This is a genomic window from Agrobacterium pusense, from assembly GCF_900102105.1.
GTDB lineage: Bacteria > Pseudomonadota > Alphaproteobacteria > Rhizobiales > Rhizobiaceae > Agrobacterium > Agrobacterium pusense.
In genome coordinates this window covers 144,421-161,591 of sequence record NZ_FNBB01000007.1, presented here as the reverse complement: position 1 = coordinate 161,591, position 17,171 = coordinate 144,421, and the positions used below count along the sequence as shown (strand labels likewise).

Below are 17,171 nucleotides of genomic sequence, written 5' to 3'. Positions count from 1 at the left end.
TAAATATATGGTCCCGAACGCAACAAACAATAATGCCGATAATGAGGGGACCCGGGAGAACTTGGCTTACATCCGCCAGATGCTGGCGGAGCTGCGGCAGGTGGCCCACCGGGAAGGTGCCGATATGCTGTGCTATCTCATCGAGATGGCCTATGTCGAAGTCGGTGATATCCAGAGCGGAAGGCGCAAACTCTCAATCCGCGATGAAGAGCGACACGCGCCCCCCGGCGTGCCGGTTTAGACGCCCGGCAATATCGAGCTCCAGCAGCACCAGATGAACGGTGGCGGCGGAGAAACCCGTGTGTCTGATGATGTCGTCGATCTCCACAGGCGAGGGACCGAGAGCAGCGGCGATGATGCTGCGCTCGTCGTCTCCCGGTGGTGACATTTCAGCGTCCTGCTGCGGTTCCTCGATCTTCCGGTCATTGGGCAATTGCGGCTCCATCAATGGTCGCAGTGCATCAAGAATATCGGCCGCTCCCGTAGTCAGCATGGCACCTTCCTTGATCAGCCGGTTCGTGCCTTCGCAGCGCAAGTCGAGCGGCGAGCCGGGCACGGCGAACACCAGTCGTCCCGCTTCACCGGCAAGCCGCGCCGTGATCAGCGAGCCCGAACGCTCCGCCGCCTCGACGATGACGACGCCGAGTGACACGCCCGCGATCAACCGGTTGCGCCGCGGGAAATCCCGGGCGCGCGGCTCCCAGCCGAAAGGCATTTCGCTGATCGTCGCGCCGCCCTGATCGTATATCTCCTGCAAAAGTCCGAAATTTTCCTGCGGGTAGGGCCGGTCGAGACCGCCTGCCAGCATTGCCACGGTGCCCGTTGAAAGGCTCGCCCTGTGGGCCGCCGCATCGATGCCGCGCGCCAGCCCCGAGGCGATCGTATAACCGGCGCGGCCACAGTCGCGCGCAAGCATGGCGGCGAATTTTGCGCCGTTGATCGAAGCGTTGCGCGAACCGACGATGCCGACGCAGGCTCTCGTCGCCGTATCCGCCGATCCTTTCATGGCGATCAACGGCGGCGCGCCGTCCACATGCCGCAGGGCCGGCGGATAATCCGGTTCGCCGATGCCGACGAAACGCGCGCCGAAATTCTCGGCCGCCTCAAGCTCCCGTTCCGCCTCTGCCTGTGTTGCGATGCGCGGACTGCGCGACGAACCGCCACGGCGCGACAGTTCGGGCAGCGCATCCAGCGCTTTTTCAGCGCTGCCGAAATGATTGATAAGTTCGCGAAAGGTGACGGGACCGATATTATCGCTGCGGATCAACCGTAGCCACGCCACCCGCTGCCGCGCGGAAAGCTCTATGCCCTGCCGTGTCGTTTCCTCATGCGGCATGGCATATCCCCCGGGACGGCCTCAGCCCTTTTGACCGATCCTGCTTTCGGTGCCCGCCAGCAGCCGGGCAATGTTCTCGCGATGTTTCCACCAGGAAATCACGCTGAGCAGCGTCACGAGCAGCGCTGTTTTTTCTGGTCCGAGGACCCAGAGGGCAACGGGGATGACCAGCATTGCCACGAGCGCAGAGAGCGACGAATAGCGGGTGATGAAGGCGGTCGCGAGCCAGATCAGCGCGAAGGCCAGCATCATCAGCGGAGCGGCGCCCAGCAGCACCCCGATATAGGTTGCCACGCCCTTGCCGCCCTTGAAGCCCAGCCAGACTGGAAAGAGATGGCCGAGAAAGGCGAAGAAACCGGCTACGAGGGAGGCCTCATAACCCCAGAGCGCATTGGCGACCAGAACTGCCGCCGTGCCCTTGAGTGCGTCCAGCAACAGGGTCGCGGCTGCGAGCTTCTTGTTGCCGGTGCGCAGCACGTTGGTCGCGCCGATATTGCCGGAACCGATCTTGCGCACGTCGCCCAGCCCGGCCATGCGGGTCAGGAGGAGGCCGAAGGGAATGGAGCCCAACAGATAGCCGATCAGCGCCGAAAGCGCGAGAAGGGCAGGCGCGGTCTGCCAGTCAGTCAAAGCACTCATTCAATGTCCCCTCTGTCCCGCCTGCCGCGTGATCTGTTGATGATCTTATGCCAAGGAATGAACGGCTTTGCCAGCCACATAAGTGGCGATGGCGCGACCGCTGAACCGGGCATCCTCGAACGGCGTGTTCTTGGATTTCGAGACCAGCTGTTCCTTGGCCACGAGCCACGGTTCGTCGAGGTCGATCAGGGTGATATCGGCCTGGGCACCCGCTTTCAGCGTTCCTGCATCGAGACCGAAAATCTTGGCCGGGCGGGTGGAGAGCGCATCGATAAGCCGCATCAGCGGAACTTCACCACTGTGGTGGAGGCGCAGCGCCGCCGCCAGCATGGTTTCGAGCCCGACAGCGCCGCTCGCAGCATCCGAAAACGGCAGCCGCTTGGTATCGACATCCTGCGGGTCGTGCGAGGAGACGATGATATCGATGGTGCCGTCCTTCAGCGCTTCCACCATTGCCTTGCGGTCGTCTTCGGCGCGCAGCGGCGGGGAGAGCTTGAAGAAAGTGCGATATTCGCCGATATCGTTTTCATTGAGCGTCAGGTGATTGATCGAGATGCCGCAGGTGGCCTTCACGCCCCGCTGCCGCGCAACCCGGATCGCCTCTGCCGATTCCGGCACGGAAATCTTGGCGGCGTGGTAGATCGCCTGCGTCAGGCCGGCAATGCGCAGGTCACGCTCCAGCGGAATGATCTCGGCTTCCTTGGGAACGCCTGACAGGCCGAGCCAGCTCGCGAAAAGCCCCTCGTTCATGTCGCCGCCGCCGATATATTTGTCGCGGGTTTCGAGCGCGATGACAGCGCCGAGTTCACGGGCATAGGTCATGGCGCGGCGCAGCACCAGCGTATCGGACAGCGCCTTGCGGCCGTTGGTGAAGGCCACCGCACCGGCTTCCTTCAGCATGCCGAATTCGGTCATTTCCTCGCCCCGCAGACCCTTGGTCAGGGCGGCTGCCGGATGCACATTGACGATTGCCTTGTCACGCGCCGTCTTCTTCACATATTCGACAAGGGCGATGTCATCAATCACGGGATCCGTATCAGGCATCATGATGATGCTGGTGACGCCGCCGGCCGCTGCCGCACGCGATGCGGATTCGATGGTTTCGCGGTGTTCGGCACCGGGTTCACCCACGAAGACGCGGGCATCCACCAGACCCGGAACGGCCACGACACCCTTGCAGTCGCGCACCGTCGCACCGTCGGGCGCACCCTGATTGTGAGCGTCTTTTCCTGAAGCAAGAATGGTACCATCGGCGCCGATGACGATGCTGCCGTTCTCGTCGAGATTACGGGAGGGATCGACGATGCGGAGGTTCTTGAGAACGGTAACGGCACTCATACGCGCTCACCCTGATTTTGCGAGACAAGCAGGGTTTCCATGACGGCCATGCGCACGGCGACCCCCATTTCAACCTGGCTTTCGATGACGCTCTGCGGGCCATCGGCCACTTCGGAGGCGATTTCCACGCCGCGGTTCATCGGGCCGGGATGCATGACAAGCGCATCTTCCTTGGCCGCCTTCAGCTTTTCGGCATCCAGACCGTAATAATGGAAATATTCGCGCACTGAAGGAACGAAGGAGCCGGACATGCGCTCACGCTGGAGGCGCAGCATCATCACCACATCGGCATTCTTCAACCCTTCCTTCATGTCGTGAAAGACTTCCACGCTCATGTCGCGAATGCCCGAAGGAAGAAGCGTGGCCGGGGCGACGACACGAACCCGCGCGCCCATCTGGTTGAGAAGGATGATATTGGAGCGGGCAACGCGCGAGTGCAGTACGTCGCCGCAGATCGCTACGGTGATACCTGAAAGCTCGCCCTTGGCGCGGCGGATGGTCAGCGCGTCGAGCAGCGCCTGCGTCGGGTGCTCGTGCTGGCCGTCGCCGGCATTGACCACGGAGCAGGCGACCTTTTGGGCGAGAAGCGCTGCGGCACCGGCCGAGGAGTGGCGCACGACAAGCACATCCGGGCGCATGGCATTCAGCGTCATCGCCGTGTCAATCAGCGTTTCGCCTTTCTTCACCGAGGAATTGCCGACCGACATGTTCATCACATCTGCGCCAAGCCTCTTTCCGGCAAGTTCGAAGGAGGATTGCGTCCGCGTCGAAGCTTCGAAGAAGAGATTGATCTGTGTCAGGCCCCGAAGCGTCGAGGTCTTTTTCTCGCGCTGGCGGCTGATTTTCACCGCCTCATCAGCCTTGTCGAGAAGCAGGGTAATATCCTGATGGGAAAGCCCCTTGATGCCGAGGAGATGGCGATGGGGAAAAAAGACCATGGAAATTGTCCTCCGGGTCGCAATAGTCAACGGGTCTATAAAGACAGGTGGCGTTGCGGGCAAGCATGCGATAAGCCGGGTTTTGGCATATACACGCAATAAAGCACGAATCCCGATAGAAGGATGCGAATGACAGGCATGAACCGGACAGAAGAACAGCTCGCCGAACTGAACCAGCCCAGCCTCTGGTCCGGTATCAACGCCTATCGTTCCGATCCGCTGATCGTCGATCTGACCTCCGGCCTGTCACGCAATCTGAGGGACGAGTTCGATCAGATCGGCCGCTATGTCACCTCGCATGAGGCGCAAGAACTGGCGCGTATGGCGAACCAGGGCGTGCCACAGCTGCACACACACGGCCCCCGGGGCGAGCGTCTGGACCAGGTGGAATTCCACCCGGCATGGCACGCGCTGATGCGCCGTTCCATGTCCTCGGGCCTGCATTCCAGCGTGTGGGAAAACTCGCCCGACACGCGCGGTAACGAGCACAAGGCCCGCGCGACGAAGTTCTACCTGACCTCGCAGCTGGAAGCCGGTCATCTCTGCCCGCTGACCATGACCAGCGCTTCCGTTGCCGCCATCATGGCGTCTCCGCGTGTGCAGAAGGAATGGGCGCCGAAAATCCTCTCGCGCAAATATGATTCTGCACAGAAGCCGGCCTTGCAGAAAACTGCCGTCACCATCGGCATGGGCATGACGGAAAAGCAGGGCGGCACTGATGTGCGCGCCAACCGCACCACCGCCGAGCGGGTGGGCGAGGGCATCTATCGCCTGTCCGGCCACAAATGGTTCCTGTCTGCGCCGATGAGCGATGGTTTTGTCATGCTGGCCCAGATGGGTGACGGCATGGGCTGTTTCCTCGTGCCGCGTTATCTCGAGGACGGTTCGAAAAACGGCCTGCACTTCCAGCGTTTGAAGGACAAGCTCGGCAATCGTTCCAATGCGTCGGCCGAAGTCGAATTCACCGATGCGTTCGGTTATCTGCTGGGCGATCCCGGCAGCGGCATCCGCACCATTCTCGACATGGTGACGCTGACGCGGCTCGATTGCGCGCTGGCGTCGGCCGGCATGATGCGCGCCTCGCTTGCCGAAGCCGTGCACTACGCCCGCGGACGCTCCGTTTTCGGCAAGATGCTGGTCACCCAGCCGATCATGACGCGCGTGCTTGCCGACATGGCGCTGGACGTCGCTGCGGCGACCGCCTTGTCCTTTAGGTTGGCGAGTGCTTTTGATGCCGCCCGCAACAATCCGGCCGAGGCCGCCTATGCGCGGGTGATGACGCCGATCGTGAAATACTGGTGCTGCAAGATTGCGCCGGCGCTTATCTACGAAGCCATGGAATGCCTTGGCGGCAATGGTTACGTGGAAGAGAGGCCGATTGCCCGCCACTATCGCGAAGCGCCCGTCAATGCCATCTGGGAAGGCTCCGGCAACGTCATGGCGCTGGATGTCCTGCGGGTTCTTCAGCGCGGCAAGGACCTGTTCGATCTCGTCTTCCAGACGCTGGAGCGTGATCTCGGACCTGCTGGCAAGAAGACAACGGACGTCCTGCGCGCCGCAATCGCACTCGCCGAGCGTGACGAGGGTGCGGCTCGCCTTTTGGTGGAGCAGTTCGCGCTTGCGGCCGCTGCCGCCGAGCTTTGCCGCCTCGGCGCCGGCAAGATTGCCGATGCCTTCCTCGAAACCCGGCTTGCCGGTGGCTGGCGGCATACTTACGGCATGCTCGATTCCCGCTTCGATCCGACTTATATAATCGATCTTCTTTATCCTCCTGCAGCTTGAGCGATGGATGCGGATGAAGGATTTACAGTTCCGGCGGGAGGGGTCTCGGATTTGAAAAACAGCAATGGCCTAGGACGTATTCTTGTCTGTCACGATAGCTTCGCACATCGAGGCGCGGCAATGGAGGATGGCGGCCGATGCTGACTTTTCGCTCCGCTCGTTCCGAGGATGAAGACGCGCTCTATGCCATAAGCCTCGCCACCGGCGACGCCGGGCAGGATGCCACGCCACTTTACAACGATGGCCGCATGGTGGGGCATATCTATTCCGTGCCCTATCTGCATCTGTGGCCGGATGCTGTATTCGTTGCCGAGGATGAGGAAGGCGTCTGCGGTTACATCGTCGGCGCGCTCGATACGGCCCTGCATGAAGAGCGACTGGAGCGGGAATGGTGGCCGCATCTGCGCGCCATCTATGCCGATCCTGGGGGCGACCAGCAGACATGGGACGCCGACCAGCGCCGCGCCCATTTCATTCACCACCCACGCCGCACGCCGGCCTGGCTCACAGATCCGTTCCCCGCCCACATACACATGAACCTTTTGCCACGCACGCAGGGTAAGGGCGGCGGCACCCGGCTCCTGTCGCGCTGGCTGGATATGGCCCGACAGAACAACGTCTACGGCATCCATCTCGGCGCCAGCGAACGCAACCTGGCCGGAATGCGTTTCTGGGAAACCCGAGGTTTCAAGCGTCTGGACAGCCACGAAACGCCCGGCAGCGTGTGGTTTGGCATGGGGTTGGAGTGAGCGGCTCACGCTGAGGATGCGGGGCGATATTGTTGGCCCCGCTGCTTCATCCACAGGAACCTTCCGTCCAATCTTCCCATCACATTGTCCTTGCCTTCATGCTTTGTTAACCCGTGTAGTCAGGCCTTTCAGAAAACGGGTAGGGAATCATGCTGGCGACCGCAGAGGCGATTTCAGCCGACAGACCGGAAAAGCGCATCAAGGATCGCGCTCAGACCGAGAAGGCGATTTTTAATGCGGCGCGGTCGCTGCTTTCCGAAGAGGGATTTCAGGGCTTCGGGATCAATGCCGTTGCTCGCCGTGCCGGCTGCGACAAGCAGCTGATCTACCGTTATTTCGGCGGCCTCGATGGTCTGATTGAGGCGATCGGTGAGGATCTCGGGTCTTGGGTGAAGGATCGCATTCCGGAAGATACCGGCGGCATGTTCCTTTTGACCTATGGTGATCTGATGGAGAAGCTGGCGCTCTACTTCATGGATGCGCTGCGCAGCGATCCTCTTGTCTGCAAGATCATCGCCTGGGAAGTTTCCGACGGCTCGCCGCAGGTGCGCCAGCTGGCGGAAGCCCGTGCCAAGTCGCTTGGCAAATGGCTGGAGCGCATGCGCGGTTCGCTGGCAGCGCCGAAGGGTGTTGATACCGCCGCCGTCAATGCCGTGCTGTTCGCCGCCATCCAGCACCTCGTGATTTCCGCCGCCACCAGCGGCCAGTTTGCCGGTGTTGCGCTCAAATCGGATCGGGACTGGGACAAGATCGCCACTGCCGTAAAAAGGCTGGTGCGGGGCGTTTACGGCTGAACCGGTCTCAGACACGGGCCCAGGCAGCCGCGCTGGAAGCTGGGCATTAAAGAAAAATCAGCCATGTTCTTACCGGGCCGGCAACCGCTCGGCGCGTCCGTCCGTTCAGCCGGTCACGTTGTTTTCCACATGCCGGCCGCCCGTCGTTAACCATAATCACAGCTTTCATTTGCCTCTCCATCGCGGCCGGTCCAGTGTGGATTAACGAAATGTTAACCATGCGCAATGACTGCGCATAAGGGAGCCGCAAGTGAGCCGCTGGACAGCTTTGGGCGTCATGATGACGTTTTTTGCTATGCTGCCGTTGGATATCGACGTGCCGGCGCTGAACCTATGCCTGATGGCCGTGGCGCGCTGGGCGGTGCTTGCTGGCATCCCCGATACACTGTTTGTGCGGGGGCAGGCGGCATGAAGTGGTTTCTGATCCTCTGGGCCGGTCCTGTCGCGCTGCTGGGCAGCTGGTACTGGCTTTCCTATTACGACATGAGCTTCGGCTTCTACATGCTCACACGTCAGACCCACGATCTCGTCTTCGAGATATACGGGAATATTCTCGGACTTCCGCCGGAAAGCCTGCCGCCGCTGGTAGCGCGTGCCATTGCGGTCGACAGCCTGATCGTTTTTGCGATTCTCGGTTTCCGCAAGCGCAGGCAGATTTACGCCTGGTGGCAGGGCCGTCAGTCGGCCGCGCGGGTGAGTGCGGAAAGCCTGTCCAGCGCACCCTGAAGAATGAAACTCGCCGCCGCCGAATCGATGCGTTCGGCCCGCTTGGCGCGAGACACATCCATTTCGAGAAGCGCGCGCTCTGCCGCAACGGTCGAAAGCCGCTCATCCCAGTAAACGAAGGGCAGTGCGGTTTTTTCGCCCATGGTGCGCACGAAGGCGCGGGTTGCCTGCACGCGGGGCCCGGCGGAGCCGTCCATGTTCATCGGCAGGCCGATAATGAAGGCGGCGACCTTTTCCTTTTCAGCGAAGGCCAGCAGCACTTCCGCATCCAGCGTGAATTTCACGCGCTTGATAACGGGGCGCGGTGTCGCAAAACGCCGCGACAGATCCGACATGGCGAGCCCGATGGTTTTCGTACCAAGGTCGAGGCCGGCAATTGCCTGCGCGGGCTGAAGCGTTGCCGCCAGTTCCTCGATGGTGAGTGTTGCCATGTCGCGTGCTGTCCTTATCGCTTGCGGACGAATTCGGTGCGCAGCACCAGACCCTTCACCGCATCATGCCTGCAATCGATTTCTTCCGGATTATCGGTCAGTCGGATCGATTTGATGACCGTGCCCTGCTTGATGACGGTGCTGGTGCCCTTGACCTTCAGATCCTTGATCAAGGTCACGGAATCGCCATCGGCGAGCACATTGCCTGCTGCATCGTGCACTTCCTTCGCGCGTGCCGCTTCTGCGGCCAGTTCGGAAGCAGGGCGCCATTCGCCGGTCGCTTCGTCGTACACATAATCGTCATTGTCAGCGGCCATTGTCGCCCCTCTTAAATACAGGTAGTGCGGTTGTTCCGGCCGTCCTATGTCATATTATACCGGCAATACAAAGGAGAACTTCCCATGAAAATCACCTGGCTCGGCCATTCCGCCTTCCGTCTGGAAAACGGCAGCGCGAAGATTCTCATCGATCCGTTTTTCACCGGCAACCCCGGTTTTGCAGGGCAGGATGGCAAGTCTGCAACCGAAGGCGTCACCCATATTCTGCTGACCCACGGCCATGGCGACCATGTCGGAGATACCGTGCAGCTTGCCCGCGAGACGGGTGCGACCGTGCTGGCGAATGCCGATCTAGCCGCGTGGCTTTCCGCCAAGGGTGTTGCGAAGGTCGATATGGGCAATACCGGCGGCACCGTTCATTTTGACGGTTTCTCGGTTACCTTCACCAATGCGCTGCATTCCTCCGCCCAGATCACCGAGGACGGCGTTTCCCATTCGCTCGGCAATGCCAACGGCCTGATGCTGCATTTCGAGGACGGTCCGGCCGTCTACCATATGGGCGATACGGATATCTTCTCCGACATGAAGCTCATCAATGAACTGCATCAGCCTGATATCGGTCTCGTGCCGATCGGTGACCGCTTTACCATGGGCGGAGCTGTGGCGGCGCTTGCCTGCCAGCGCTTCTTCAAGTTCCAGCACGTGCTTCCCTGCCATTACGGCTCCTTCCCGATAATCGACCAGACGCCGGAGAAATTCGTGGCCGGCATGGAAGGCGCCGAAGCGCGCGTCCATACACCCAGGGCGGGCGACGTCCTGTCCTTCTAAGCGTCAACGCCGCATGTCGTGAGCGCAAAACCGCCGCCGAGTTAGCCGCGACATGCTTTCTACCGTTGCGAAGGACGGACATGGTCATTATAGCGAATGGGAAATATCCCATCGGAGTAAAACCATGTCCGTCGATCTCGCCACCGTAAAGCGTGTTGCGCGCCTTGCCCGTATCGCTGTCACTGAAGACGAAGCACAGAACATGCTCGGCCAGCTGAATGGCATACTCGGTTTCGTGGAGCAGCTTTCGGAAGTGAATGTGGATGGCGTCGAGCCGATGACGTCGGTGACGCCGGTGGCGATGAAGAAGCGCGCCGACGAGGTGACCGATGGCGACAAGGCGGACGACATCGTCGCCAACGCGCCCGCGACCGATCGCAATTTCTTCATGGTGCCGAAAGTGGTCGAGTAATCGATCCATCTTGCCGCCCGATTTTTCCGAGATTTTCGAAAGCCGTTGCCGACCATGACCGACCTGACGAGCCTGACCATTGCCGAAGCCCGCGAGAAGCTGAAGGCGAAAGAATTTTCCGCCCTTGAGCTCACCGACGCCTATCTCTCCGCCATCGACACCGCCAACGGTGCGCTGAACGCCTATGTGGCGACGACGCCCGAAAAGGCGCGTGAGATGGCGAAAGCCTCCGACGGCCGTATTGCTGCCGGTTCCGCGGGTGAGCTGGAAGGTATTCCGCTCGGCGTGAAGGACCTTTTCGCAACGCGTGACATTCATACCCAGGCCTGCTCGCACATCCTCGATGGCTTCAAGCCGAAATACGAATCCACCGTCACCCAGAACCTCTGGGATCAGGGCGCCGTCATGCTCGGCAAGCTCAACATGGACGAATTCGCCATGGGCTCGTCCAATGAGAGCTCCTGGTACGGCCCGGCCATCAACCCGTGGCGCGCCAATGGTTCCGAGCAGAAGCTGGTGCCTGGCGGCTCCTCGGGCGGTTCGGCCGCAGCCGTTGCCGCGCATCTTTGCGCCGGCGCCACCGCAACCGATACCGGCGGTTCCATCCGCCAGCCGGCGGCTTTCACCGGCACCGTCGGCATCAAGCCCACTTACGGCCGCTGCTCGCGCTTCGGCATCGTCGCTTACGCCTCGTCGCTCGATCAGGCTGGCCCGATTGCCCGCGACGTGCGCGACGCGGCCATCCTGCTGAAGACCATGGCAAGCGTCGACGCCAAGGACACGACCTCGGTTGACCTTCCTGTGCCGGATTACGAAAAGGCCATCGGTCAATCGCTCAAGGGCCTGAAGATCGGTATCCCCCGGGAATACCGCGTTGACGGTATGCCTGACGAAATCGAAAAGCTCTGGGCCAAGGGCGTCGAATGGCTGCGCGACGCCGGTGCAGAGGTGGTCGACATCTCGCTGCCGCACACCAAATATGCGCTTCCCGCCTATTACATCGTCGCACCGGCAGAGGCCTCGTCCAACCTTGCCCGTTATGACGGCGTCCGCTACGGCCTGCGCGTCGACGGCAAGGACATTGCCGACATGTACGAAAAAAGCCGCGCCGCCGGTTTCGGTAAGGAAGTGCAGCGTCGCATCATGGTCGGCACCTATGTACTTTCGGCCGGTTATTACGACGCCTATTATCTCAAGGCGCAGAAGGTCCGCACGCTCATCAAGCGCGACTTCGAAAACGTCTTCCACGAGGGTGTGGACGCCATTCTGGCGCCGATCACGCCGTCTTCCGCCTTCGCGGTCGGTGATGAGGAGCTCGCCTCCGATCCCGTCAAGATGTACCTGCAGGACGTCTTCACCATCACCGTCAACATGGCCGGTCTTCCCGGCCTCTCGGTGCCTGCTGGTCTTGATGGCAAGGGCCTGCCGCTTGGCCTGCAGCTCATCGGCAAGCCGTTCGAAGAAGAAACGCTGTTCAAGACGGCCCACGCCATCGAGCAGGCAGCCGGCAAGTTCACGCCTGCCAAGTGGTGGTAAGCAGTTTCAAGCTTAGACAGATGAACGAAGCCGATCGCGATGCGGTCGGCTTTGTCGGTTTTGCCGCATGGCGTGCCGGTGAAGCCTTCGACGCCGCCTATCTCGATTCCCATGTCATCGAGCGGGTGAGGGGCGAATTCGAAAGCTTCGCCAAGTCTCCGACCGGTGATGTCGTCGTGGCCGAAATCGACGGTGTTGTCGTCGGTTGGGGCGCTTGCGATGCCAAGCCTCATCATATTTCCGATCTGTGGGTGGACCCGAACTGGCAGGGCAAGGGGATTGGCAAAGCGCTGATCCTCCACTTTCTCGACAGGATGCGGGCTGCGGGCCTGCCGCTTGCCACCATCGACACTCATGCCAGAAATCGCACTGCCATCGGTCTCTATGAGCGTTGTGGCTTTCAGATCGTCTGGCGCGGCATGGAATGGTCCGACATCATGAAAGTCGAACTTGAGAAGGTGAAGCTGGAGCAAATGCTCTCTTAACTTGTTACACCGCCGCTGCCGCGTCGCGAAATGCCGGGCGACGGCATTCCCGCCGCCCGGTCAGTTTATCGGTTGTCCAGCTCACCCCTCACAAGTTCCAGCCCGCGCGTGGTAATGCGGTAGGGCTTGCCACCGGAGGAGGCGATGGCTCGCTTCCGTTTCAGCTTGCGGAAGGTGAGGAGATCGAGGCCGCTGAAAATCCATCCTTCGCGCGTGAAGAGCGAAAGTTTTTCAATTTTGCGGGCGTCGTCTCGAACGAGTTCAATTCTGCCGCCCTGGGCGAGCAGGTGAAGAATGCGCTGTTCGGTGCGGGAAATGTCCATTGTTGGAAGTCCGGTCGGCGTCTTCTAGACGCGTGAAAGCAAACCCGGGTGCCGTTAGGGCATCCGGCTCGGTTTCATTTGGCCCGGCGCGCAAGAAACTTGCGGGCAGGGCCTTTACCGGGACTCCGATTGAGCGAACATAAAAACTCCGTTCTTGCTCCTTTTGGGTAATGGGCCAAACCGGCGCGGTCAAGTCCCGCAGGGAGCGGGAAAACCACGCTGGTCGAATCGCACCCGCAATGGTTTACTTCAAACGGCCAAGGAGGGCGCGGCTTGATCGTCATTCGCAACGCGTATGAGCAGGAAGCGGAGGTTCTGGCGGCCATCGGCCTCAGGGCGTGGCGGCAGGCAACCGCGGCTCTCGGCATCACACCGACGCTTTACGACAATGCGGCGAGCGCCTTTTCCAATTTCACCCGCTCGTCCTGGCTTGCCATCCGCGTCGCGGAACTGGGCGGCTCGGTGGCGGGTTGGGCCGCGCGGGAGTATTTTAACGAGGCGATTTCCGACTTCTGGATCGATCCGGAGTTTCAGCGGAGGGGCGTCGGCAGCCGCCTGCTGGGCGACATCGAACGACTGATAGAGGAAAAGGGCTTCGAGACCATACGGCTTGAAACCCATGCCCAGAATGAACCGGCCGTCGCCTTTTTCCGCTACCATGGCTATAGCATTCGCTGGCTCTCGGTTTCCTATGCGCCGAAGCTGGACCGCGAGGTGCAATCGGTGGGCCTGCAGAAGCAACTGGCTGAGGTCGAGAGTGGTCTTTACGGGCCGGCGTTCTGAAACAGGGTTTGTAGAGTGGCCATCAGCCGCATCGGCCAGTCCGGCGTGATGAGGAGCGATGCGACGAGGCCCGCCTGCAAGATGACGATCGATATCAGCTTGCTGCGAAACGGTTCCTTGCGGGTTTTGTGCCGCAGCAACCTTTGCGCCGAGATCGCGCCCGCACTGCCACCCACGAGCGCGAGCAAAAGCAGCGTGCTTTCCCGGATACGCCATCCGCCATTCCTCGCCGCTTCCTTGTCCCACCAATAGACAAGAAAGACGAAGAGATTGAAGGCGATATAAGCCAGAAAGCAGAGAGCGATCGTTTGCATGGCGTGAATTGAAACCTATAAGGGTAAAAAACGCGTATCCGATGTCTTCGAAAATTCCGGCCGTCGCGCGACGGGGTGCAAGATGTCTTGCGCCAGCGCTTCATTTGTTCTACCCACCAAGGCCAAAGAACCCGTATATCGTGAGCTTCAGATGACCCTTGTAGACGTGCGCACCCCCGACCCGAAACGCTTCATTCCCGGCGCCACCGGCGATTGGGAAATCGTGATCGGCATGGAGGTGCATGCGCAGGTTCTCTCCAATTCCAAGCTGTTCTCCGGCGCCTCCACCACCTTCGGCAATGCGCCGAATTCCAACGTGTCGCTGGTGGATGCGGCCATGCCCGGCATGCTGCCTGTTATCAACGAGGAATGCGTGAAGCAGGCGGTGCGCACCGGTCTCGGCCTCAAGGCCAAGATCAACAATCGCTCGATCTTCGACCGCAAGAACTACTTCTATCCCGATTTGCCGCAGGGCTATCAGATTTCGCAGTTCAAGGATCCGATCGTAGGCGAAGGCACCATCACCATTTCGCTTGGTCCCGACCGTCAGGGCAATTTCGAGGATATCGAGATTGGCATCGAGCGCCTGCATCTGGAGCAGGACGCCGGCAAGTCGATGCACGACCAGCACCCGACCATGTCCTTCGTGGACCTGAACCGTTCGGGCGTGGCGCTGATGGAAATCGTCTCCAAGCCGGACATGCGTTCGTCGGATGAGGCGAAGGCCTATCTCACCAAGCTGCGCTCCATCGTGCGTTACCTTGGCACCTGCGACGGCAACATGGACGAAGGCTCCATGCGCGCCGACGTCAACGTCTCCGTGCGCCGTCCGGGCGAAGGCTTCGGCACGCGCTGCGAGATCAAGAACGTCAACTCCATCCGCTTCGTCGGTCAGGCGATTGAATATGAGGCGCGTCGCCAGATCGCCATTCTGGAAGATGGCGGCGTCATCGATCAGGAAACCCGCCTGTTCGATCCCGGCAAGGGCGAGACGCGCTCCATGCGCTCCAAGGAAGACGCGCATGACTATCGCTATTTCCCCGATCCGGACCTGCTGCCGCTCGAATTCGATGATGCCTTCGTCGAGGCGCTGAAGGTCGATCTGCCGGAACTGCCTGATGACAAAAAGGCCCGTTTCGTCGCCGATCTCGGCCTGTCGGTCTATGACGCCTCGATTCTGGTCTCAGAAAAGGCGATTGCCGATTATTACGAAGCCGTCGCCGCCGGACGCGATCCAAAGGCTGCCGCCAACTGGGTCATCAACGACCTGCTCGGCGCGCTGAACAAGTCCGGCAAGGACATCGAGACGACGCCGGTGTCGCCAGAACAGCTCGGCGGCATCATCGATCTCATCAAGGCCGAGACCATCTCCGGCAAGATCGCCAAGGATCTGTTTGAAATCGTCTGGAACGAGGGCGGTAATCCGGCCGAGATCGTTGAAGCCCGCGGCATGAAGCAGGTGACCGACACCGGCGCCATCGAAAAGGCCGTTGACGAGATCATCGCCGCCAACCCGGATCAGGTCGAGAAGGTCAAGGCGAAGCCGACGCTCGCCGGCTGGTTCGTCGGCCAGGTGATGAAGGCGACGGGCGGCAAGGCTAACCCGCAGACGGTGCAGGCGCTGGTGAAAGCGAAGCTCGGAATCGAAGACGAATAGGAACTGTGAGTCGGAGCGGCCCTCAGAAAAGGTTGAGGGAGACTGTAGACCTCTCCTTCGACATCCTCGGGCTTGCCCCGAGGATCTAACGAGCCACACAAGGTTCACCGCGTTTAGATCCTCGGGGCAAACCAGAGGATGACGTCCAGTAAGGGCGACTGACATCACTTCTGCCGGGATCAACGCCCGGCATTTCTGTTTCAAGACGGAGCCAGATCATGTTTTTCATCCGCACAGCCAGCCTGCGTGACATCGAGCCAGTCCGGGCGCTGCTCGCGACGACATGGCACGCGACCTATGACGCTATCTACGGCGCGGATAAGGTCAACCAGCTGATCGCAGCCTGGCATTCGCCGCAGGCCATGAAAGACCGCGTCGAAAAGAAGGGCGGCGAGTTCCTTGTCGCCGATGACGGCAAGCGGATCGGCGGCATGGCTTACGGCTCCATGTCGACCAAGATGGCGAAGACGGCGCTGCTGCATCAGCTCTACGTGGCGCCCGATCTTCAGCGGCGGGGCGTCGGCCGCGATCTCTTCGCAGAGCTAGAAACCTGCTTTCCCGACGCGGAAATCATGCGGCTTGAGGTTGAGCCCAAAAATACTGTCGCAATCAACTTCTATGAAGGCGTCGGATTTGTCGAGGTGGACCGAATCGAGCGCATGGCGGGTATCGAGGGGCTGCCCGGCATCGTGATGGAAAAGAGCCTGACCCGATGAACGCGACCCTGGAAAATCTGATAATTCGAACGGCCCGTGAAGACGATCTGCCGGCGCTCGCCGCCATTTTTGCCGCTGACGAGATCGGCGGCCACGGCGATACGGCGGACGAATCGGCACAGCCCGATTATCTTGCCGCCTTCCGGGCAATCGAGGCGTCGCCGAGCGAAACGCTTTACGTCGCCGAACTGGATGGCGAGGTGGTCGGCACCTTTCAGACGGCGATCCTGACCAAGCTCGTCGGGCGAGGGGCCAGGTCTATGGTCATCGAAGCGGTGCAGACACGGGCCGACATGCGCGGTCGCGGCATCGGCGCGATGATGATCAACTATTGTCTTGATGAAGCCCGCCGTCAGGGCCTGAAAGCCGCGCAGCTCACCTCCAACATGGCCCGGCTGGACGCGCACCGCTTCTACGAACGGCTGGGTTTCGAGAAGCGGCATCTTGGCTTCAGGATGAAGCTGAAATAGCACTGATATATCTTGAAATGCTGGACAATTGGCGTGAGGGGCGGCATAAGCATGTCTTGTGCCGTGCACGGAAAATCGCTGCGGCGCATTCAAGCCTGAGGAACGTAGAATGAAGACTCTCCTGACGCAAATCTTCACCTGGTGGAACGGCCAGACGATCGGAACGCGGTTTCACACCTGGCGTTTCGGCAAGAAGGTGGGGCAGGACGAGTTGGGTAACACCTATTACGAAGGCGGCACCACCTCCTGGGGCATGCCGCGCCGCTGGGTGATCTATAACGGCTACGCTGAGGCCTCTGCCATTCCGCCCGGCTGGCATGGCTGGATGCACTATCGCACCGACGTTCCGCCGAGCCAGGAAAGCTACGTTGCGCGCGAGTGGCAGAAGCCGCATCAGCCAAACCTCACAGGCTCGTCCAAGGCCTATCGCCCTCAGGGCTCGCTGGCTGTGGCCGGGGAGCGCCCGCGTGTGACCGGCGACTACGACGCCTGGACACCCGGCAACTGAGCTATCGCGATGCGCGGTGTTGTGCAAAACGCCGCGCATGCATCCGGCCTCACCGGTTTTTGCCACATTCCGCCCTTAGGCGTTGATCCGGTCGGCGTCCCGACACAGGCAAATTTTGGAGACACATC

23 protein-coding genes are annotated in these 17,171 nt (G+C 60.8%); 15 read left to right on the top strand and 8 right to left on the bottom strand.

Features of this window, described 5'->3' with window-relative positions; all coding sequences use genetic code 11:
• Positions 1-7 precede the first annotated feature (7 nt).
• Entirely contained in the window at positions 8-241 is a 234-nt protein-coding gene (locus BLU28_RS16865; RefSeq protein ID WP_077987075.1) for a hypothetical protein, read from the top strand.
• On the opposite strand, the gene dprA is transcribed toward BLU28_RS16865, so the two are convergent.
• The 4 genes from dprA to BLU28_RS16845 are packed head-to-tail and all read right to left on the bottom strand — an operon-like array spanning position 194 to position 4,251.
• Positions 194-1,336, bottom strand: a complete 1,143-nt coding sequence (gene dprA, locus BLU28_RS16860; protein WP_060942348.1) for a DNA-processing protein DprA — start codon at positions 1,334-1,336, stop codon at positions 194-196. The genes BLU28_RS16865 and dprA overlap by 48 nt on opposite strands.
• A 21-nt stretch (positions 1,337-1,357) precedes the next feature.
• Positions 1,358-1,975 carry a glycerol-3-phosphate 1-O-acyltransferase PlsY gene (plsY, locus tag BLU28_RS16855; protein WP_004441376.1) on the bottom strand — a complete coding sequence of 206 codons (618 nt, stop codon included), beginning with the start codon at positions 1,973-1,975 and terminating at the stop codon, positions 1,358-1,360.
• Positions 1,976-2,020: 45 nt separating this feature from the next.
• A complete protein-coding gene (locus tag BLU28_RS16850) occupies positions 2,021-3,313 on the bottom strand; it encodes a dihydroorotase (RefSeq protein WP_004441379.1) in 1,293 nt (430 codons plus the stop codon).
• On the bottom strand, positions 3,310-4,251 hold the full coding sequence (locus BLU28_RS16845; protein ID WP_003502441.1) for an aspartate carbamoyltransferase catalytic subunit: 942 nt from the start codon (positions 4,249-4,251) through the stop codon (positions 3,310-3,312). Before BLU28_RS16845 ends, BLU28_RS16850 begins: the two co-directional genes overlap by 4 nt.
• A 129-nt stretch (positions 4,252-4,380) precedes the next feature.
• On the opposite strand from BLU28_RS16845, the gene BLU28_RS16840 reads away from it, so the two are divergent.
• The 5 genes from BLU28_RS16840 (at position 4,381) to BLU28_RS16825 (ending at position 8,302) form a co-directional block, all read left to right on the top strand.
• Positions 4,381-6,033 carry an acyl-CoA dehydrogenase family protein gene (locus BLU28_RS16840; protein WP_004441382.1) on the top strand — a complete coding sequence of 551 codons (1,653 nt, stop codon included), beginning with the start codon at positions 4,381-4,383 and terminating at the stop codon, positions 6,031-6,033.
• Between the two features lie 137 nt (positions 6,034-6,170).
• Positions 6,171-6,782, top strand: a complete 612-nt coding sequence (locus BLU28_RS16835) for a GNAT family N-acetyltransferase (RefSeq protein ID WP_004441384.1) — start codon at positions 6,171-6,173, stop codon at positions 6,780-6,782.
• Positions 6,783-6,931: 149 nt separating this feature from the next.
• Positions 6,932-7,576 carry a TetR/AcrR family transcriptional regulator gene (locus BLU28_RS16830; protein WP_077987076.1) on the top strand — a complete coding sequence of 215 codons (645 nt, stop codon included), beginning with the start codon at positions 6,932-6,934 and terminating at the stop codon, positions 7,574-7,576.
• A 250-nt stretch (positions 7,577-7,826) separates the two neighbouring features.
• Positions 7,827-7,988, top strand: a complete 162-nt coding sequence (locus BLU28_RS26360; protein WP_004441388.1) for a hypothetical protein — start codon at positions 7,827-7,829, stop codon at positions 7,986-7,988.
• Positions 7,985-8,302: a DUF6105 family protein gene (locus BLU28_RS16825; protein ID WP_004441389.1), complete on the top strand. Its 318-nt coding sequence runs from the start codon at positions 7,985-7,987 to the stop codon at positions 8,300-8,302. The genes BLU28_RS26360 and BLU28_RS16825 overlap by 4 nt, the downstream gene beginning before the upstream one ends.
• Here BLU28_RS16825 and ruvX read toward each other — a convergent pair.
• Both ruvX and BLU28_RS16815 read right to left on the bottom strand, forming a co-directional pair.
• Positions 8,254-8,733: a Holliday junction resolvase RuvX gene (ruvX, locus tag BLU28_RS16820; protein WP_006698011.1), complete on the bottom strand. Its 480-nt coding sequence runs from the start codon at positions 8,731-8,733 to the stop codon at positions 8,254-8,256. The genes BLU28_RS16825 and ruvX overlap by 49 nt on opposite strands.
• 14 nt (positions 8,734-8,747) lie before the next feature.
• Positions 8,748-9,050 (bottom strand): alkylphosphonate utilization protein, encoded by a 303-nt coding sequence (locus tag BLU28_RS16815; protein ID WP_006698012.1) that lies wholly within the window; start codon positions 9,048-9,050, stop codon positions 8,748-8,750.
• A gap of 84 nt (positions 9,051-9,134) precedes the next feature.
• On the opposite strand from BLU28_RS16815, the gene BLU28_RS16810 reads away from it, so the two are divergent.
• The 4 genes from BLU28_RS16810 to BLU28_RS16795 all read left to right on the top strand — a co-directional run bounded on the left by BLU28_RS16810 (position 9,135) and on the right by BLU28_RS16795 (position 12,272).
• Positions 9,135-9,839 (top strand): metal-dependent hydrolase, encoded by a 705-nt coding sequence (locus tag BLU28_RS16810; protein ID WP_077987077.1) that lies wholly within the window; start codon positions 9,135-9,137, stop codon positions 9,837-9,839.
• A gap of 124 nt (positions 9,840-9,963) precedes the next feature.
• Positions 9,964-10,251: an Asp-tRNA(Asn)/Glu-tRNA(Gln) amidotransferase subunit GatC gene (gatC, locus tag BLU28_RS16805; protein ID WP_004441400.1), complete on the top strand. Its 288-nt coding sequence runs from the start codon at positions 9,964-9,966 to the stop codon at positions 10,249-10,251.
• Positions 10,252-10,305: 54 nt separating this feature from the next.
• Complete coding sequence (gene gatA, locus BLU28_RS16800) at positions 10,306-11,787, top strand: Asp-tRNA(Asn)/Glu-tRNA(Gln) amidotransferase subunit GatA (RefSeq protein ID WP_004441402.1); 1,482 nt, start codon at positions 10,306-10,308, stop codon at positions 11,785-11,787.
• 20 nt (positions 11,788-11,807) lie between these two features.
• On the top strand, positions 11,808-12,272 hold the full coding sequence (locus BLU28_RS16795) for a GNAT family N-acetyltransferase (RefSeq protein ID WP_035207862.1): 465 nt from the start codon (positions 11,808-11,810) through the stop codon (positions 12,270-12,272).
• A gap of 65 nt (positions 12,273-12,337) precedes the next feature.
• On the opposite strand, the gene BLU28_RS16790 is transcribed toward BLU28_RS16795, so the two are convergent.
• Positions 12,338-12,595, bottom strand: a complete 258-nt coding sequence (locus BLU28_RS16790) for a YjhX family toxin (RefSeq protein ID WP_035207863.1) — start codon at positions 12,593-12,595, stop codon at positions 12,338-12,340.
• Positions 12,596-12,868: 273 nt separating this feature from the next.
• Between BLU28_RS16790 and BLU28_RS16785 the strand changes: the two genes are divergently transcribed.
• Entirely contained in the window at positions 12,869-13,378 is a 510-nt protein-coding gene (locus BLU28_RS16785) for a GNAT family N-acetyltransferase (RefSeq protein WP_035207864.1), read from the top strand.
• On the opposite strand, the gene BLU28_RS16780 is transcribed toward BLU28_RS16785, so the two are convergent.
• On the bottom strand, positions 13,360-13,692 hold the full coding sequence (locus tag BLU28_RS16780) for a DUF1294 domain-containing protein (protein WP_034496217.1): 333 nt from the start codon (positions 13,690-13,692) through the stop codon (positions 13,360-13,362). The genes BLU28_RS16785 and BLU28_RS16780 overlap by 19 nt on opposite strands.
• A 151-nt stretch (positions 13,693-13,843) precedes the next feature.
• On the opposite strand from BLU28_RS16780, the gene gatB reads away from it, so the two are divergent.
• From gatB to BLU28_RS16760, 4 genes are all read left to right on the top strand, one after another.
• Positions 13,844-15,349 (top strand): Asp-tRNA(Asn)/Glu-tRNA(Gln) amidotransferase subunit GatB, encoded by a 1,506-nt coding sequence (gene gatB / locus BLU28_RS16775; protein WP_077987078.1) that lies wholly within the window; start codon positions 13,844-13,846, stop codon positions 15,347-15,349.
• 218 nt (positions 15,350-15,567) lie between these two features.
• Positions 15,568-16,065 (top strand): GNAT family N-acetyltransferase, encoded by a 498-nt coding sequence (locus BLU28_RS16770; protein ID WP_060942349.1) that lies wholly within the window; start codon positions 15,568-15,570, stop codon positions 16,063-16,065.
• Entirely contained in the window at positions 16,062-16,535 is a 474-nt protein-coding gene (locus BLU28_RS16765) for a GNAT family N-acetyltransferase (RefSeq protein WP_077987079.1), read from the top strand. The genes BLU28_RS16770 and BLU28_RS16765 overlap by 4 nt, the downstream gene beginning before the upstream one ends.
• A 109-nt stretch (positions 16,536-16,644) precedes the next feature.
• A complete protein-coding gene (locus tag BLU28_RS16760) occupies positions 16,645-17,043 on the top strand; it encodes an NADH:ubiquinone oxidoreductase subunit NDUFA12 (RefSeq protein ID WP_004441414.1) in 399 nt (132 codons plus the stop codon).
• Positions 17,044-17,171: the final 128 nt, after the last annotated feature.

Bases quoted from the DNA above. Each gene is read 5' to 3' on its own strand.
- BLU28_RS16865 (WP_077987075.1), top strand. From the start codon at position 8: ATGGTCCCGAACGCAACAAACAATAATGCCGATAATGAGGGGACCCGG.
- dprA (WP_060942348.1), bottom strand. From the start codon at position 1,336: ATGCCGCATGAGGAAACGACACGGCAGGGCATAGAGCTTTCCGCGCGG.
- plsY (WP_004441376.1), bottom strand. From the start codon at position 1,975: ATGAGTGCTTTGACTGACTGGCAGACCGCGCCTGCCCTTCTCGCGCTT.
- BLU28_RS16850 (WP_004441379.1), bottom strand. From the start codon at position 3,313: ATGAGTGCCGTTACCGTTCTCAAGAACCTCCGCATCGTCGATCCCTCC.
- BLU28_RS16845 (WP_003502441.1), bottom strand. From the start codon at position 4,251: ATGGTCTTTTTTCCCCATCGCCATCTCCTCGGCATCAAGGGGCTTTCC.
- BLU28_RS16840 (WP_004441382.1), top strand. From the start codon at position 4,381: ATGACAGGCATGAACCGGACAGAAGAACAGCTCGCCGAACTGAACCAG.
- BLU28_RS16835 (WP_004441384.1), top strand. From the start codon at position 6,171: ATGCTGACTTTTCGCTCCGCTCGTTCCGAGGATGAAGACGCGCTCTAT.
- BLU28_RS16830 (WP_077987076.1), top strand. From the start codon at position 6,932: ATGCTGGCGACCGCAGAGGCGATTTCAGCCGACAGACCGGAAAAGCGC.
- BLU28_RS16825 (WP_004441389.1), top strand. From the start codon at position 7,985: ATGAAGTGGTTTCTGATCCTCTGGGCCGGTCCTGTCGCGCTGCTGGGC.
- ruvX (WP_006698011.1), bottom strand. From the start codon at position 8,733: ATGGCAACACTCACCATCGAGGAACTGGCGGCAACGCTTCAGCCCGCG.
- BLU28_RS16815 (WP_006698012.1), bottom strand. From the start codon at position 9,050: ATGGCCGCTGACAATGACGATTATGTGTACGACGAAGCGACCGGCGAA.
- BLU28_RS16810 (WP_077987077.1), top strand. From the start codon at position 9,135: ATGAAAATCACCTGGCTCGGCCATTCCGCCTTCCGTCTGGAAAACGGC.
- gatC (WP_004441400.1), top strand. From the start codon at position 9,964: ATGTCCGTCGATCTCGCCACCGTAAAGCGTGTTGCGCGCCTTGCCCGT.
- gatA (WP_004441402.1), top strand. From the start codon at position 10,306: ATGACCGACCTGACGAGCCTGACCATTGCCGAAGCCCGCGAGAAGCTG.
- BLU28_RS16795 (WP_035207862.1), top strand. From the start codon at position 11,808: ATGAACGAAGCCGATCGCGATGCGGTCGGCTTTGTCGGTTTTGCCGCA.
- BLU28_RS16790 (WP_035207863.1), bottom strand. From the start codon at position 12,595: ATGGACATTTCCCGCACCGAACAGCGCATTCTTCACCTGCTCGCCCAG.
- BLU28_RS16780 (WP_034496217.1), bottom strand. From the start codon at position 13,692: ATGCAAACGATCGCTCTCTGCTTTCTGGCTTATATCGCCTTCAATCTC.
- gatB (WP_077987078.1), top strand. From the start codon at position 13,844: ATGACCCTTGTAGACGTGCGCACCCCCGACCCGAAACGCTTCATTCCC.
- BLU28_RS16770 (WP_060942349.1), top strand. From the start codon at position 15,568: ATGTTTTTCATCCGCACAGCCAGCCTGCGTGACATCGAGCCAGTCCGG.
- BLU28_RS16765 (WP_077987079.1), top strand. From the start codon at position 16,062: ATGAACGCGACCCTGGAAAATCTGATAATTCGAACGGCCCGTGAAGAC.
- BLU28_RS16760 (WP_004441414.1), top strand. From the start codon at position 16,645: ATGAAGACTCTCCTGACGCAAATCTTCACCTGGTGGAACGGCCAGACG.